The 15,973-nt window shown below is 42.1% G+C and carries 12 protein-coding genes and 1 pseudogene; 6 read left to right on the top strand and 7 right to left on the bottom strand.

The features are described from left to right. Window positions 1-10: 10 nt before the first annotated feature. Window positions 11-727, bottom strand: coding sequence for a response regulator transcription factor BfmR (gene bfmR / locus ACEWB7_RS06630; protein WP_004785097.1), 717 nt, complete (start codon window positions 725-727; stop codon window positions 11-13). 569 nt (window positions 728-1,296) lie between these two features. On the opposite strand from bfmR, the gene ACEWB7_RS06625 reads away from it, so the two are divergent. The 3 genes from ACEWB7_RS06625 (at window position 1,297) to ACEWB7_RS06615 (ending at window position 6,171) form a co-directional block, all read left to right on the top strand. Further along, complete coding sequence (locus ACEWB7_RS06625) at window positions 1,297-4,131, top strand: ribonucleoside-diphosphate reductase subunit alpha (protein WP_125279111.1); 2,835 nt, start codon at window positions 1,297-1,299, stop codon at window positions 4,129-4,131. Window positions 4,132-4,429: 298 nt separating this feature from the next. Continuing rightward, entirely contained in the window at window positions 4,430-4,558 is a 129-nt protein-coding gene (locus ACEWB7_RS06620; RefSeq protein ID WP_255209521.1) for a hypothetical protein, read from the top strand. 329 nt (window positions 4,559-4,887) lie between these two features. Next, window positions 4,888-6,171 (top strand): ribonucleotide-diphosphate reductase subunit beta, encoded by a 1,284-nt coding sequence (locus ACEWB7_RS06615; protein WP_004785102.1) that lies wholly within the window; start codon window positions 4,888-4,890, stop codon window positions 6,169-6,171. Window positions 6,172-6,252: 81 nt separating this feature from the next. Here the strand turns inward: ACEWB7_RS06615 and ACEWB7_RS06610 are convergent, their stop codons facing one another. Next, a complete protein-coding gene (locus ACEWB7_RS06610; protein ID WP_171431260.1) occupies window positions 6,253-6,843 on the bottom strand; it encodes a DUF4142 domain-containing protein in 591 nt (196 codons plus the stop codon). Between the two features lie 525 nt (window positions 6,844-7,368). Here ACEWB7_RS06610 and ACEWB7_RS06605 point away from each other — a divergent pair. Together ACEWB7_RS06605 and ACEWB7_RS06600 are read left to right on the top strand one after the other, a co-directional pair. Further along, complete coding sequence (locus ACEWB7_RS06605) at window positions 7,369-7,977, top strand: DUF805 domain-containing protein (protein WP_125279109.1); 609 nt, start codon at window positions 7,369-7,371, stop codon at window positions 7,975-7,977. Between the two features lie 82 nt (window positions 7,978-8,059). Further along, complete coding sequence (locus tag ACEWB7_RS06600; protein WP_125279108.1) at window positions 8,060-8,515, top strand: hypothetical protein; 456 nt, start codon at window positions 8,060-8,062, stop codon at window positions 8,513-8,515. A 103-nt stretch (window positions 8,516-8,618) separates the two neighbouring features. On the opposite strand, the gene ACEWB7_RS06595 is transcribed toward ACEWB7_RS06600, so the two are convergent. From ACEWB7_RS06595 to ACEWB7_RS06580, 4 genes and pseudogenes are all read right to left on the bottom strand, one after another. Next, window positions 8,619-13,220 (bottom strand): SwmB domain-containing protein, encoded by a 4,602-nt coding sequence (locus ACEWB7_RS06595; RefSeq protein WP_125279107.1) that lies wholly within the window; start codon window positions 13,218-13,220, stop codon window positions 8,619-8,621. Between the two features lie 12 nt (window positions 13,221-13,232). Next, window positions 13,233-13,448 (bottom strand): annotated as a pseudogene (locus ACEWB7_RS06590) (BapA/Bap/LapF family prefix-like domain-containing protein); the annotation flags it as partial. After that, window positions 13,385-13,603: a BapA prefix-like domain-containing protein gene (locus ACEWB7_RS06585; protein ID WP_171431258.1), complete on the bottom strand. Its 219-nt coding sequence runs from the start codon at window positions 13,601-13,603 to the stop codon at window positions 13,385-13,387. The pseudogene ACEWB7_RS06590 and the gene ACEWB7_RS06585, both read right to left, overlap by 64 nt. A gap of 486 nt (window positions 13,604-14,089) precedes the next feature. Next, entirely contained in the window at window positions 14,090-14,737 is a 648-nt protein-coding gene (locus ACEWB7_RS06580; protein ID WP_125279106.1) for an HAD-IA family hydrolase, read from the bottom strand. 257 nt (window positions 14,738-14,994) lie between these two features. Between ACEWB7_RS06580 and ACEWB7_RS06575 the strand changes: the two genes are divergently transcribed. Continuing rightward, entirely contained in the window at window positions 14,995-15,762 is a 768-nt protein-coding gene (locus ACEWB7_RS06575; RefSeq protein ID WP_125279112.1) for a hydroxymethylpyrimidine/phosphomethylpyrimidine kinase, read from the top strand. Between the two features lie 49 nt (window positions 15,763-15,811). On the opposite strand, the gene ACEWB7_RS06570 is transcribed toward ACEWB7_RS06575, so the two are convergent. Then, a partial coding sequence (locus ACEWB7_RS06570; protein WP_411580542.1) for an IS3 family transposase occupies window positions 15,812-15,973 on the bottom strand: 162 nt, incomplete at its 5' end.

Below are 15,973 nucleotides of genomic sequence, written 5' to 3'. Positions count from 1 at the left end.
AAGGCACCGATTAGATACCATTAGTTTCTTTGACGAATAGATAACCTTTACTACGTACTGTTTTAATACGTTTTGGATTTTCAGGATCGTCACCAATTTTTGGACGAATGCGCGAGATACGCACATCAATTGAACGGTCTTGGCCGTCATATTCGATACCGCGTAGACGCTCAAAGATATCTTCACGTGACAGGATGCGGCCCGCATTTGAAGCCAGCAGCCACAACAGGTCATATTCTGCACTGGTAAAGTCAACCAGCTCACCATTTAAGGTTACTGAACGACCACCATTGTCGATCACCAGGTCATCAAACTCGATGCGCTGAGCCACTTCATCCTCAGGCACTTTGTCAGTACGGCGTAATAAAGCACGGATACGAGCCAGCAGGACACGCGGCTGAACCGGTTTAGCGACATAGTCGTCTGCACCCATTTCCAGACCTAGGACCTGATCCATATCTTCAGTACGTGCAGTCAGCATTAAAATCGGTTGATGATAATGTGGACGAACTTCACGACAGATGGTCAAACCATCAGCACCTGGCAACATGACATCTAGAACCACCATGTCTGGTTGCTCAGCAATAATACGACGAATAGCACGGTTGCCATCCGGCTCTACCCCAACCTCAAGACCATTACGGATGAGGTATTCTTGTGTTAAACGAGCAAGACGCTCATCATCTTCAACAATTAGAATTTTAGGTAACTTTTCTTCTTGGCTCATGTGTTGCCCCTTTATTTGATGGACGTATGCTACGGACGTATCCTTTTGAAATCCAATAGATACGTTTTTAACATGCTTGCAATATACACACGTTTACATTGTAAACAAGATAGCGTTCACCAAACCAATACATCAAAGTAGCATTTTGTAATATTTTATCGTGCACATTTCACTCGAATGTGCATTTAACTACCGTTTGTCGGCTTATTTGCATCGATCACAGCTTAATCTGAACAAAATGTGACTAGTTGATTCAGGCCTTTTTAGTTATCCACAATGTTATCTATAAGCACTTTTTGCCAGCTTTGATATGCTATGCCTTGCCGGATAAGGCTTATGCAAGAATCAATAAAAATTGGGACCTTTTTGCAAAAGATTAAGATAAAACTTCAGAAAAATATTTAGCAAAATGTCAATATTGATCTACCCTAAATTTTCCCGTATCTTGTGTTCAATTAATTTTGTAACCACTAGGTCTTGTGTTTATTCCTCGAACACTGTGGCATGATTTTTGCCCAGTTCAAACGGTCCATAAACATAAAAATAGATGACAATGGAGCTATGCTAACATGAGCGTAATCACATCCACTCCGGGTCAACTTCAGGTGATTAAACGCACCGGTGATGTTGCCGCTTTTGATGCAGAAAAAATTTCTGTTGCAATTGGAAAAGCATTTTTGGCAGTAGAAGGCCAGCAAAGTGCAGATTCGAGCCGTATACACGACCGTATCGAACAATTAACAGAAATGGTTCTGAATACATTCAAACGCCGTTTACCATCGGGTGGCACGATCCATATCGAAGAAATTCAGGATCAGGTTGAACTTGCGCTGATGCGTACTGGCGAACAGAAAGTTGCACGTGCCTATGTCATCTACCGTGAACAACGTTCTGAAGCGCGCAAACAGTTAGGTGCCAACCATCACCCTACACTGCAAGTCACTGATGCAGAAGGCAAGTTAAAGCCGCTTGACTTAAGCGAATTGACTGCGACTGTAACTCGCGCTGCTGAAGGCCTTGAAGGGATCGATGTACAGGCGATTGTCGATGAGACCGTAAAAAACCTTTATAACGGCGTAAAAGAGTCTGACATCTCTACCACAATGATGATGGCAACTCGTACCCGTATTGAGCAAGAACCTAACTATACCTATGTGACTGCACGTCTGTTGCGTGATGACCTGGTGGCTACCGGTTTAGAGTTCTTGGGTCTATCCACTGATACTAATGAAGGTGATGCGCTTGAAACTTTCCTGAAAAAAGGGATTGAGTTAGAGCTTCTTTCACCTGAATTGTTAAACTTTGACCTGGCTAAACTGGCTGCAGCGATTCAACCAGAACGTTCAAACCAGTTCACTTACCTAGGTCTGCAAACCCTATTTGACCGTTACTTCATCCACTCAGATGGCGTGCGTTTCGAATTGCCGCAATTGTTCTTCATGCGTGTGTCTATGGGCCTTGCCCTGAACGAAGACAATCGCGAAGATCGTGCAATCGAGTTCTATAACTTATTGTCTAGCTTCGACTACATGGCGTCTACACCTACCCTGTTCAACTCAGGTACGTTACGTCCACAGTTATCTAGCTGCTACTTAACTACGATTGATGATGACCTGTTTGACATCTATGGTGCGATGCGTGATAACGCAATGCTGTCTAAATGGGCAGGCGGTTTAGGTAATGACTGGACTCCAGTTCGTGCCCTGAACTCTTACATTAAAGGTACAAACGGTAAGTCTCAAGGTGTGGTGCCATTCCTTAAAGTTGCCAACGATACTGCTGTTGCAGTAAACCAAGGTGGTAAACGTAAAGGTGCAGTATGTGCATACCTGGAAACCTGGCACCTGGATATCGAAGAATTCCTTGAGCTGCGTAAGAACACTGGTGATGACCGTCGTCGTACCCATGACATGAACACTGCCAACTGGGTTCCTGACCTGTTCATGCAACGTGTATTCGAAGATGCGGAATGGACACTGTTCACCCCTTCTGAAACGCCTGATCTTCACGATCTGACTGGTGCAGAGTTCGCTGAGCGTTATGCTTACTACGAAAGCATTGCCAAAGAAACAAATATGTTGCACAAGAAAATCCGTGCAAAAGATTTGTGGCGCAAAATGCTGTCTATGCTGTTCGAAACAGGTCACCCTTGGATCACATTTAAAGACGTATGTAACCTGCGTTCACCACAACAACACGTGGGTGTAGTTCACTCTTCTAACCTGTGTACAGAAATTACCCTGAACACGAGCAAAGAAGAAATCGCAGTATGTAACTTAGGTTCGATCAACCTAGTACAACACGTCCAAGGCGGCAAGCTGGATCGTGAAAAACTGGCGCGTACAGTAAAAACTGCGGTTCGTATGCTCGATAACGTCATCGACATCAACTACTATGCGGTTCCTCAAGCACGTAACTCAAACCTGAAACACCGTCCAGTCGGTATGGGTATCATGGGCTTCCAAGATGCACTATATGAAATGGGTATGGCTTACGGTTCTGATGCTGCGGTTGAGTTTGCTGATGAATCAATGGAAGTGATTTCTTACTACGCAATTTCAACTTCAAGTGACCTTGCTGTTGAACGCGGTACGTATGAAACATTCAAAGGTTCTCTATGGGATCAAGGTATTCTGCCAATCGACTCACTTGACCTGGTTGCGAAAACTCGTCCAGAACGTATGTTTGAAGTTGACCGTACACAACGTCTGGACTGGGACACTTTACGTGCCAAAGTTCAAAAAGACGGTATGCGCAACTCGAACGTGATGGCGATTGCCCCGACTGCAACCATTTCGAACATTTGTGGTGTATCTCAGTCAATCGAGCCTACATTCCAGAACCTGTATGTGAAATCTAACCTGTCTGGTGAATTCACAGTGATCAACCCGTACCTGGTACGTGCGTTGAAAGAACGTGGTCTTTGGGATGCGGTGATGGTGAATGACCTGAAACACTTCGAAGGTTCAGTACAAAAGATTTCTCGTATTCCTGAAGAATTGAAAGCGATCTTTGCGACTGCGTTTGAAGTTGAGCCACGCTGGATTGTAGATGCGGCTTCTCGTCGTCAAAAATGGATCGACCAAGCACAATCTCTGAACCTGTACATCGCGGGTGCAAACGGTAAGAAACTGGACATCACTTACAAGATGGCTTGGTTACGTGGTCTGAAAACCACTTACTACCTACGTGCATTAGGTGCAACTTCTGCTGAAAAATCAACCATTAATACTGGTACATTGAATGCAGTTAAGCCCGCGACTGTTGCAGCTCCTGTAGTTGCAGCACCAGTGGTTGAAGAGAAAAAGCCTGAAGCTCCTGTAGAGGAAGAAGGTTTCACTCAAGCAGCGCCAGTGCCACAAGCATGTTCAATTGATAATCCTGATTGTGAGGCTTGTCAGTAATCTGATGGGTTTCTAATCCACCCCGACCCTCCTTTTTCAAAGGAGGGAGATTCCTCGAAGCAAATGGTGGGATGCAAGTCCCCCTTTGCAAAAGGGGGATTTAGGGGGATTACGAAATTTAGGCAATAAAAAAGCCCTCTAGCGTCGACCAAAACTAACTAGAAGGCTTTCAATCTCGAAGTGATACCAAGATGGTCACAACGAGGCTGGCATATGAGAATGCGTGAGCGATTCTATCATTGAATTAGTTTATGAGCCAGTAAGAGTCATCTTGATTTTGTATCAAGGAGTACTGAGCATGGCTAATAATCAAAAAGCAGCTCGAAGTGCTATCACTGGTCAATACGTTACTTTGGAATATGCTAAAAAGCACCCAAAGACCACGATTGTTGAAACAGTGAAGCCAGCAAAATCATCTAAAAAATGATTTAAACGTGAATCCTAGTTTCGGCTAGGATTCACAAACTAAAAGTAAAAGGAAAACCTATGCCCCCTATGACTCACAATTACATGTTAGGACTTGTGGCATTGATCCTTTCCTTTGCCGTTACCTTTTACGCACCGATTGCTTATTTCTGGTTTAAAGTTCGCCAGCAACAGCGTAAACAAAATAAGTAGTGGGGATTTATCTTTGAACAAATTCAGAGCATTCATCGACAAAACTTAATTTTGTTTACACAAATTGAGCGTATAGTAAGACATCTCAGCACTGCTGGATGTCTAATAAAAGATATAAAGCAACTAGAGAGAATTGATATGTCTATCCTAAGTTGGGACGATTTCGAAGATGATTCGCAAAAACCGGCTGCACCTGAACAGCAGCCTACGCCCGTCGAGCCGAAAAAAACGGCTAATCCGCAGATGGTATCTGATGCAAGCAACACATCGTCGAATGTGGCAGCTGCACAACCCGCTGCAGCCCCTCGAAGCGCAGGATCAAATTCAACCGATTCACTGGCAAGAGCATCTGCTTCCCTAGACCAACTGGACGTTGCGCCTGGTCTTGAAGAACTTGAGATGGGCGCACAGCGTGTACAGGTTGATGATAAACGTATGATCAACTGCCGTGCTGACTTGAACCAGTTAGTACCATTCAAATACGAATGGGCTTGGCAAAAATATCTGGATGGTTGTGCCAACCACTGGATGCCTCAAGAAATCAACATGAACCACGACATCGCGTTGTGGAAGTCTGAAAATGGCTTGACTGAAGATGAACGTACCATCGTGATGCGTTCACTGGGCTTCTTCTCTACTGCGGATTCACTGGTTGCAAACAACCTGGTATTGGCGATCTACCGTCACATCACCAACCCTGAATGCCGTCAGTACATTCTGCGTCAGTCATTTGAAGAAGCGATCCATACGCATGCTTACCAGTACTGTATCGAATCTTTAGGTATGGACGAAGGCGAAGTCTTCAACATGTACCGTGAAGTTCCATCAGTAGCACGTAAAGCAGCTTGGGGCCTGAAATATACGCAATCTCTAAGTGATCCTACTTTCAAAACCGGTACACCAGAAAACGACCAGATCCTGCTTCGCAACCTGATCGCGTTCTACTGTGTCCTTGAAGGTATCTTCTTCTACTGCGGTTTCACCCAAATTCTGTCTATGGGTCGTCGTAACAAAATGAATGGTGTTGCTGAGCAATTCCAGTACATCCTGCGTGATGAATCTATGCACCTGAACTTCGGTATTGATATGATCAACCAGATCAAGATCGAGAACCCACATCTGTGGACTGCTGAATTCCAGCAAGAAGTGATTCAGATGATCCTTGAAGGCACCATGCTTGAAATCGAATATGCACGTGACACGATGCCACGCGGTGTATTGGGCATGAATGCCGGTATGATGGAAGAATACCTGAAATTTATCTGTAACCGTCGCTTGAGCCAGTTAGGCTTGCCTGAACAGTTTACTGGTGTGAACAATCCATTCCAGTGGATGTCTGAAATGATGGATCTACGTAAAGAGAAGAACTTCTTCGAAACTCGCGTAACAGATTACCAAACTGGTGGTGCGTTAAGCTGGTAAGAAATATCACATGATATATAAAGTATTATGATCAAAAAAACCGCCTAAAATGGCGGTTTTTTTATTGGATGAATGCTTAACTTATTTCATCTTTTCAACGATTTTTTCGGCTTTTTTCAGATGTGTCGCTACCGCAGTACGGGTTTGCGTCAACATGCTTTTTAATTCCGCATTTTCCGCATTTGGAATCAATTGTGTGTCCAAAGTGTTCAGGGCTTTACGATGTACTTCAACTTGGCTCATCATATAGTCTTTATCAGCTGCAGATGGCTTGCTCAGGTCAGTAACAATCTTGTCACTATCACTTTGCAATGCCGTACTGAGACTGCTTGCTTGCGGAGTTAATTTTAAACGGTCTGCCAGAGCCTGACCTTTTTTCTCATTCGCTGTATGTTCGCTAATCATCATTTGCGCATACTTACGTGCGTCATCTGTTTTAAGTTTTGGCAAGGCTGTTTTTGCTTGTTTGATTTCACCGTTATTGACCGTACTTACAACCTTAATCACTTGACTCTCGGTTAAATGCATTCGGCTGTCATTTGATGCTTTAGAATTTGCTTGAGCAGCAGTTGAAGATTGCTGATTCATTGCCATTGTTTGCCCAGCAGTGAATAGCAATACACCACTCATCGCAACACAGTTAATCATCTTCTTCATTGGAATAGCTTTCATCATGGTACCCTTTAATGTTTTATTAATTAAAAATGCCTTCATAAAATAGGTGAATTAGCTTAAAAACAGTGTAATGTTTAAGTTGTTTTATGAGATCAATATATAAGCATTTATTAACTTAAGCAAAGTCTGTCGAGGATTAGTTTCTTATTCAAACTCTACGTAAAAATTCGCAATATATTCATATTGAGTAAAATACTAAAATTAATTAAGTCATTGATTTAAATTATTTTTATAAATTTTAGTATATTCTTAGCTTTATTAAATTTACTTCAGTTTTTCCTCTATTGAATCATTCCTTATTATTCAACAAATTAAGAAAAGCTAAATTTAATTGAACTATTCATTAGCTGCTAAATCAACTTCTTATTAATCAGAATTTCTAGCTTTAAATAGTGAAAATTTATTACCTAAATATTTTTATAAAAGCTTGATCTCAAAATAAATTTCCTATGCTACTATCGGCCATATATGAATAATATTTATACAAATCCATAATAGCCAGAAGATAAATAGAGAGGGCTTATGAAAGGTTCCATCCTGGATTTTTCTATTCAAGATAATACGGGTTTTATCACAGGGGATGATCACAACCGCTACAGTTTTAGCGGTGCAGACTGGCGTGGACAACGCCCTCCATCACGCGGTGACCGGGTTGATTTTATTGTTAACTCAACCGGCCATGCAGCAGATATTTATCTGGCTTTGGGAAACTCGATTCATCTGGGAGAAAGCATTAGCAATCAGATTAATAAATATTCCAATCTGGATCAGGCTGAAGAGAATTACAGCAGTATCGATTGGTTCGTAAAATGTCTAACCAATTATGCAAACTTTTCAGGTCGTGCACGCCGTAAAGAATTTTGGTTCTTTATGCTGTTTTGTGTAATTTTAAGCATTATTAGTGAAGTCATTGATGCAGTTTTAGGCACCAAACCTTTGGTGAATGGCCTACTAAATTTAGCGCTTCTGCTCCCAAGTCTGGCTGTAGGGGCACGTCGCTTGCATGACATTGGACGCTCTGGATGGTGGCAATTGCTTGTACTGACAGGGATAGGAGCCATTTTACTCATTATCTGGTGGGCAAGTGATACCAGAAAAGAAAATAATGAATATGGTGCTCCTGCCAAGTAATGGAACATTACATATCCCGTCTTGATACGGGATATGTTTATAGATTATTTAATTTAATATCAAAGCAATACGTGGGCAATTCATGCTGCAAGATCAGTTATCCAAACTTCCCAATGCAATATGGGTGCAAATTTATAAAGATAAAATGCAACTGATGGACAATGAGGGCGCGATTGTGCAAACAATGGTCCCTCCCGTTCCCTATGCGCATGAACGCAGCATCATTGCCGACTTTAAGGCTGCTTCAGAAACCCTAAAACAGCTGTTATCTACTTCAATTGTTCAAAAACTTTGGGGCTCTACAGCGCTGCTGCAAGTTATGGATATGCCTGAAGAGGGTCTGACAGCTCTTGAACAGCGTGCTCTGCTAGAACTGGGTTATGAAAATAGTGCACAAAAGGTGATTCTGTATGATCATGAAGGTCAGGAAATTACGAAAGCGAGCTTGAGCACCACTTATCCTAAAACCAATCTAAAAATCTTTCTGGTTATCTTAATTGTCGTCATTGCTGCTTCTATCTGGTTTTTAACACTTTAAATGCCCATGTAAAATTAAAAAATCCCGCATTAAGCGGGATTTTTTAATTGAAGTTCAATGACATCATAAATCTTTATAAATAATTCATTTTAAAAACTTCTGATTAAATTGGATTATATTTAATGATGTCATCCAGCTGTAAAGTTGCACTGTCTACATTCTGTAATATCAGCAAATCAGCGCGTGCAAAGGTGGTATTGGTATCGGAACCATCACGATCGATTGTCACGACTGTATCATCTCCACGTTGTTCGAGCGTGATATAGTTCCCCAGATTTGACGCATCTACTGCCTGATCACTTAATAATGCAGATACATCGATGGTGTCACCTTCAACTGCATTAAAGTCAGTCCAGATATCTGTACCATTACCGCCAGTTGCATCAGCATTATTCAGTAAATAATAGATCGCTGTATCGGCTCCCGCACCACCCGTCAGGATGTCATCACCTGCGCCACCCTGTAACAGGTTATCTGCTGGATCGTCAGCATAGTTAATTATCTGGTTTACCCGATCAATATTAATCACCAGATTTGCTGAAGCACTTTCCTGATCAGCCTGTCCCGCATTACGCGTTACCGTATATTCAAATACTTCACTGAGTAAGGAGCCCTGTCCTACTGCACTATTGTATTCATAACTGAAATTACCATTTTCATAGAGTTTGAGCTCACCATATGTCCCTTCGATAATGGTAAAGCTACCTCCCTCATCACTTGAATCGAAAGTTACTGGCTGCCCATTAATCTCTGTTAATACGCCACCCGCCCAATTATCCGCTTGTGTGCCGTCGGCTGAAGTTTCCTGAATATTGCCTGTTGCACGGTAGATTTCTCCATTGACTTCGTACACTTCAGCAGTGGTTCCACCAAATAGTGTTAATGGATTACTTAAGGCTTCTTGAGCGATCAGGTCTATCAAGCCATCAACAGCTGGTAAAACATCATCCAGCCCTAAAGTACTCAGCAATGAATTTACTGATCCCAATAAAGTATTTAGACCAGTCGTCAGGCCAGTTTCTTCAAGCACGGTATCTAGCAAAATATCGCTAACTAATGGTTCAACCAGGTTATCAAATAATGCCTGGCCTGCACCATCTACTCCTTCTAAAATTCCATTTAGAAGGGCATCTAATGCTGTACCCAATCCTAAGGTAGTTAATAGGAATCCTAATGCCCCGCCTCCATTTCCTGCAAGTAAACTCCCTACGGAGGTATTGTATACATCACCTAATATTGGGCGAACTAGTATGTTATCCAGAGCCAATGACAAAACTGAATCAACTGCTGTGGTTAAAGTATTTATAATTGGTACAGAAGAACCTGTAGTTAAATCCAATAACTCACGAAGTGTCAATTGCTCCAGAATTCCACGAGGATCAGCGTTTTGGCCAGTCAAGGTAGCTTCCAGTAGACCTAATACGGTATCTGACACCAGATTATTAACCGTATTATCCCCTAAACTCGCTAGATCTATAGTGGTCAGGATATCTGCTAATTGTGAAGAATCACCATATACAGAGACTTCATAGGTTCCAGCAGGCAGGTCATTAACATCCAGTCTCAATCCTTGAGCATCTGCTACTCCACCCAGTAGCTCCAGTCCCAATGCACCAGCAACCAAGCCGCCTTGACTGGTATTTGCTGAAGCGACTTCAAATTCTTCGCCAGTGGTTGTGTTACGTACCACGAAAGTAAAAGCATTCGCCAAGCTAACCAGATTTTCTTGCTGTACTGCGATCACCACGCTAGAAGTATTTTCCTCAATCGTAAAACCGACCACGGCAACTTCCGAAGTGCCATTGAGCACGTTGATATCATTACTATCACTATATGTTTCCAATACAGTTGCATCTTGTGGTCCTTCCAAAATTGCGGAAACATTATCATCGGCAAGATTCAGTAAACGTTCTGAATTATTTACAACTCCATTGGATAGATCCGCTGTAGTAAAGCTTGCCGCATCATTCCCTGCCAAGTCCTGAATTGCATTGTCATCATTTCCAGTGGTTGGATCGGTATATTCCACACTGACAGTCTGACCTGTTGCAATCACCGGACTGGTAATCAGCGTCAAGGTATTTCCATCGGCAACAATATTGATCACATCGACCGTAGTCTGATCTGGTGCGATACCCACTGTAACGACCAGACTATCTAAAGGAGGTAAATTGTCTGCATCCAGCGCTTTATTAAAATTAAGCTCGATATTACCGTCTGCATTGACTTCGGCATCCAAGAGAACTGGCGCATTAGTATCTTCTGCTGGTTGCTCTGAGTTATTGTCAATACCGCCAATTTCTACCGCGTCGAAACCGTCCAACACATTGCCACTGTCATCCCGGATTCCCTGACCATCTCCTGGAGTACTGTCAGTATAAGTGACTTCTACTTCCTGACCTTCAGTAATGACCGGATCGGTTACCAGAATGATTTCATTGCCATCATAGACAATATCAATTACCGGAATTTCTTCTCCACCGACTATGACCGTGAAATCAGCAGGCAGCGGGTTCGAAGTCGATACATCTTCATTGAAGCTGAGTTCGATATTGCCATCCGCGTTGACTTCGGCATCGATTAATACAGGGGCTACAGTATCTTCTACTGGTTGCTCTGAGTTATTGTCAACGCCACCTACTTCTATTGCATCGAAACCATCCAGCACATTGCCACTGTCATCACGGATACCCTGACCATCTCCCGGAGTGCTGTCGGTATAAGTGACTTCAACTTCCTGACCTTCAGTAATGACTGGATCAGTTACCAGAATAATTTCATTGCCGTCATAGATAATGTCAGATACTGGAATTTCTGTTCCATCTACGACTACTGTGAAATCTGCAGGCAGCGGATTCGAGGTGGAGACATCTTCATTAAAGCTGGGTTCGATGTTACCGTCAGCGTTGACTTCGGCATCAATTAATACAGGAGCAACGGTATCTTCTGCTGGCTGTTCGGAGTTATTGTCAACACCGCCAATTTCTACCGCGTCGAAACCGTCCAGTACATTGCCACTGCCATCACGGATACCCTGACCATCTCCCGGAGTACTGTCAGCATAAGTGACTTCAACTTCCTGACCTTCAGTAATGACTGGGTTTGTCACCAGAATGATTTCATTGCCATCATAGACAATGTCAGTTACTGGAACTTCACTTCCATGGACTATGACGGTGAAATCAGCAGGCAGCGGGTTCGAGGTCGAAACGTCTTCATTGAAGCTGAGTTCAATATTGCCATCCGCATTCACTTCGGCATCAATTAATACAGGAGCAACGGTATCTTCTGCTGGTTGCTCTGAGTTATTGTCAACGCCACCCCCTTCTACCGCATCAAAGCCATCCAGTACATTACCGCTGCTATCACGGATTCCCTGACCATTTTCCGGAATGCTGTCAGCATAAGTAACTTCTACTTCCTGATCTTCAGTAATGACTGGATCGGTTACCAGAATGATTTCATTGCCGTCATAGACAATGTCAGTTACTGGAACCTCACTTCCATCGACTATGACGGTGAAATCAGCAGGTAGAGGGTTCGAGGTCGAAACGTCTTCATTAAAGCTAAATTCGATGTTACCGTCGGCGTTGACTTCGGCCTCGATTAATACAGGAGCGACAGTATCTTCTGCTGGTTGCTCTGAATTATTGTCAACACCGCCAATTTCTACCGCGTCGAAACCGTCCAGCACATTGCCACTGCCATCTCGGATGCCCTGACTGTCTCCCGGCGTACTGTCAATATAAGTGACTTCTACTTCCTGACCTTCAGCAATGACTGGGTCTGTCACCAGAATGATTTCATTGCCGCCATAGACAATGTCAGTCACTGGGATTTCTGCTCTATCAACCACCACTGTGAAATCAGCAGGCAAAGGATTTGAGGTAGAAACATCTTCATTAAAGCTGAGTTCGATATTACCGTCAGCATTCACTTCGGCATCAATTAATACAGGAGCTACTGTATCTTCTATTGGTTGTTCTGAGTTATTGTCAACGCCACCCACTTCTACCGCATCAAAACCATCCAGCACATTACCGCTGCCATCACGGATTCCCTGACCATCTCCCGAAGTACTATCAGCATAAGTGACTTCTACTTCCTGACCTTCGGTAATAACAGGATCGGTTACTAGGATAATTTCATTGCCGTTATAGATAATGTTAGTCACCGGAATTTCTGCTCCATCGACTATGACTGTGAAATCAGTATGCAGCGGGTTCGAGGTTGAAACGTCTTCATTAAAGCTAAGTTCGATATTACCATTGGCATTAACTTCCGCAGCTAAAAGTACAGGCCCACTAATATCCGGATTCTGCACTCCACCCACATCAACTGAATCCAGATCTTCTAATACATTCCCTTCTGAATCCTTAATTCCCTGACTATCATCAGGTGTACTATCCTGATATTCAACCGTAACTTCTTGGCCGTCCCGGATCTCTGGCTCTGTAATCAGGATAATCTTGTCATCTTGTACAATAATATCGGTGACAGGAATTTCTTCTCCATCCACAACCACTGTGAAATCTTCAGCGCGTGGATTTGAACCATTTATATTTTCATCAAAACTCAGTTCAAGCTGACCTTCTTCATTCACAATGACGCCGGTTAACTTCGGCGGACTCATATCCCGATTATCCGAACTACTTCCTGAAGATGAGCCTCCACCTGCTGCCGCCGCGATAGCTCCTAATGCCAATGCCCCACCCAACTAAGGTAAAACGCCCGCAGCTACGGTTCCACTCTCAGCCAGATCTCCTGTAAGCGGGTGATATCGAATCGTATCGAGCATTACCCCATTTTCATCAGTAAATTCCGCCCAGTACAATTGACCTTCATGTTCAAAAATGATTTGATTATCATTCACTGCATAATCAAAATAATTTTCGATCGTAATGGTTTCACCATTTTTAAAATAGATAACAGCCGAATTACCTTGAAATAGATAACAGCCGAATTACCTTGACGCGTAATTTTTGCTACTTCATCAATCGTGGCATTTACCTTGATGACTGATTTTTCGGTTAAATTCACAATATTAGTATTAATATCCTGAATTAATTCTCCATTTTCTGCCGACAATATCTATATATTCGCCATATTATTCCCATCCTTTTTTTATAATTTATTTATTACTGAATTAAACGTGAAATACATAGCATCAAAATCAAGGGATGAGAATCTGAAAAATGTTATCTTTAACTTGTTACCAAATATTAGAAACATAGTGAAATAAATAAATTAAAAATTTAATATAAAGTTAAGAAATTGAATTTTAATATTTTAATTAGATTTAAATAACCACATATTAAAATATGGTAGATATCTTTTTGTGAATTATAATTAAATTAGTTCATTAAACTATGACATTGATCACATAAAATACATTATTATATTTATGTAAGCATGAAAAATATTAGAACAAAAGTATACAAATAATTAATCAAGTTAACGTAATAAAACAGATTTCTATTCAAAAGATAAAGTTAAAAATTATTATTAATAATGAATATAAAAAAATGCTCCTAAAAATAGAAGCATTTTATTTTTTAATGAAATTAAAAAAATTTATTTTAAATAGTTTAATAAATGACTAAAGTTCTCAATCGTATACTTGGGCTGTGCCTGCTGTAATTCAATTTCTGAACCATAGCCGTATTTGACTGCAATCGATTCAATCCCATTATGGCGGGCACCAAAAATATCATGCTCACGGTCACCCACCATAATGCATTGATCAGCCTGCATGCCTTGTTGTTCCAGGATATACTGAATCAGTTCCCCTTTATTGGTCCGGTCGCCATTCAGCTCACTGCCATAAATCTCAGTAAAATACTGTGCCAGATCAAAATGTTCCAGAATCTGTTTGGCATAAACGGTTGGTTTTGCTGTTGCGAGAAACAGGCGATAACCACGGCGTTTAAGTTCCGCCAGAGTTTCAGCTACGCCTTCAAAGACGTGATTTTCATATAAGCCAGTCACTGCGAAACGTTCACGATATGCCATTAGTGCCTGTTCAGCCAGGGTATCATCCGCATCCACATTCAAAATTTTAGCTAGTGAAGCTTTTAGAGGAGGCCCGATAATCCAGTCAATATTCGTGTCTTCACTGATCGGATGACCCACCTTTTCCAGACCATAGCGGGCAGAAGTCGTAATCCCCACTTTTGGATCGGTTAATGTACCATCCAAGTCAATTAAAATATTCTGAATCACACCTTGTCCCCTATGTTTGCAGCCGACATCAATTCATATCGTGAGTATAGCCAGATTTCTCTACCCTAAAGCAATTATTAGGCCATAAAAATAAGCCAATAACGCCCATTTTCAGGGTAATCAACTCTATATTTTGATCAGATAAACATACGAAATTTTGCCTGACAGACAGTTCTTGCAAGTGATATAAATTAATATCGAGAGTTTGAATAAATTTGCCTATACTAAGGCAATTTTAGTGAATGAAGGACATCATTTTGCGACCTACCGTACTTTGCTTTTCAGGTTTAGATCCTTCAGGTGGAGCAGGCCTTCAAGCAGATATTGAAGCCATCGGTCAAAGTGGTGCTCATGCTGCAATTGCCTGTACAGCCCTGACCATCCAGAACTCGCAACTGGTCTTTGGTTTTGAAGCAACTTCAAAGGAATTACTGCTGGCTCAGGCCAATGCCGTGGTAAATGATCTGCCGATTCGCTGTGTTAAATCAGGTATGCTGGGAACCACTGAAAATATTGAGGCACTGGCAGAATTTCTAACTGCGCATCCGGACTATCAGTATGTACTGGATCCGGTGCTGGTAGCCAATAGTGGGGGCTCACTCGGTAATCAGGCCACACTGGTCAAAGCGTTTACACAACTGATTCCGCTAGCTACGATTTTAACTCCAAATACTGTTGAGTTGCGTGCCCTGACAGGTGAGCAGGATTTGGATCAAGCCACGCAGAAACTGTTCGAAATGGGTGCCCACGCGATTCTGGTTAAAGGCGGCCATGAAGATACTCCCGACTATATCCAGAACCGTCTATATATTCAGGGTAAATTGATCAACGAAACCCGTTGCCCGCGTCTGGAAGGTGAATATCACGGCTCAGGCTGTTCACTGGCGAGTTTTATTGCCGGACGTCTAGCCTTGGGTGACCAGTTAAAAACAGCCGTACAACATGCAGAAACCTGGTTATTTGGTGTATTAAAAAATGCGGAAATTCCGGTACCGAATGGTCAGCGGATTCCAAAACGTTTCTAATCTTTGTCTTGTCCTGAAATAGATTGACAGTATTCCACTTCAAACCGAGTTAAGCAATTAGCTCGGTTTTAGTTTGCTCATACCTCTGATTCGGGGTGTTCATATTTAAACTTAAATGTGGTCTATAGCAATTATAAATCATAATAGATTCCGCAATTAAGTGATCTAACTCCTTCATGGTTTGACATCGTGTAATTAAAAACTCCTGCTT

The organism is Acinetobacter sp. NIOH-H-8, assembly GCF_046635365.1.
Classification (GTDB): domain Bacteria; phylum Pseudomonadota; class Gammaproteobacteria; order Pseudomonadales; family Moraxellaceae; genus Acinetobacter.
This window is presented reverse-complemented; position numbering and strand designations above follow the sequence as displayed.

Excerpts from the sequence above, each read along its gene's own strand:
- ACEWB7_RS06620 (WP_255209521.1), top strand. The coding sequence starts at position 4,430 with ATGGCTAATAATCAAAAAGCAGCTCGAAGTGCTATCACTGGTCAATAC.
- bfmR (WP_004785097.1), bottom strand. The coding sequence starts at position 727 with ATGAGCCAAGAAGAAAAGTTACCTAAAATTCTAATTGTTGAAGATGAT.
- ACEWB7_RS06600 (WP_125279108.1), top strand. The coding sequence starts at position 8,060 with ATGCTGCAAGATCAGTTATCCAAACTTCCCAATGCAATATGGGTGCAA.
- ACEWB7_RS06615 (WP_004785102.1), top strand. The coding sequence starts at position 4,888 with ATGTCTATCCTAAGTTGGGACGATTTCGAAGATGATTCGCAAAAACCG.
- ACEWB7_RS06610 (WP_171431260.1), bottom strand. The coding sequence starts at position 6,843 with ATGAAAGCTATTCCAATGAAGAAGATGATTAACTGTGTTGCGATGAGT.
- ACEWB7_RS06605 (WP_125279109.1), top strand. The coding sequence starts at position 7,369 with ATGAAAGGTTCCATCCTGGATTTTTCTATTCAAGATAATACGGGTTTT.
- ACEWB7_RS06625 (WP_125279111.1), top strand. The coding sequence starts at position 1,297 with ATGAGCGTAATCACATCCACTCCGGGTCAACTTCAGGTGATTAAACGC.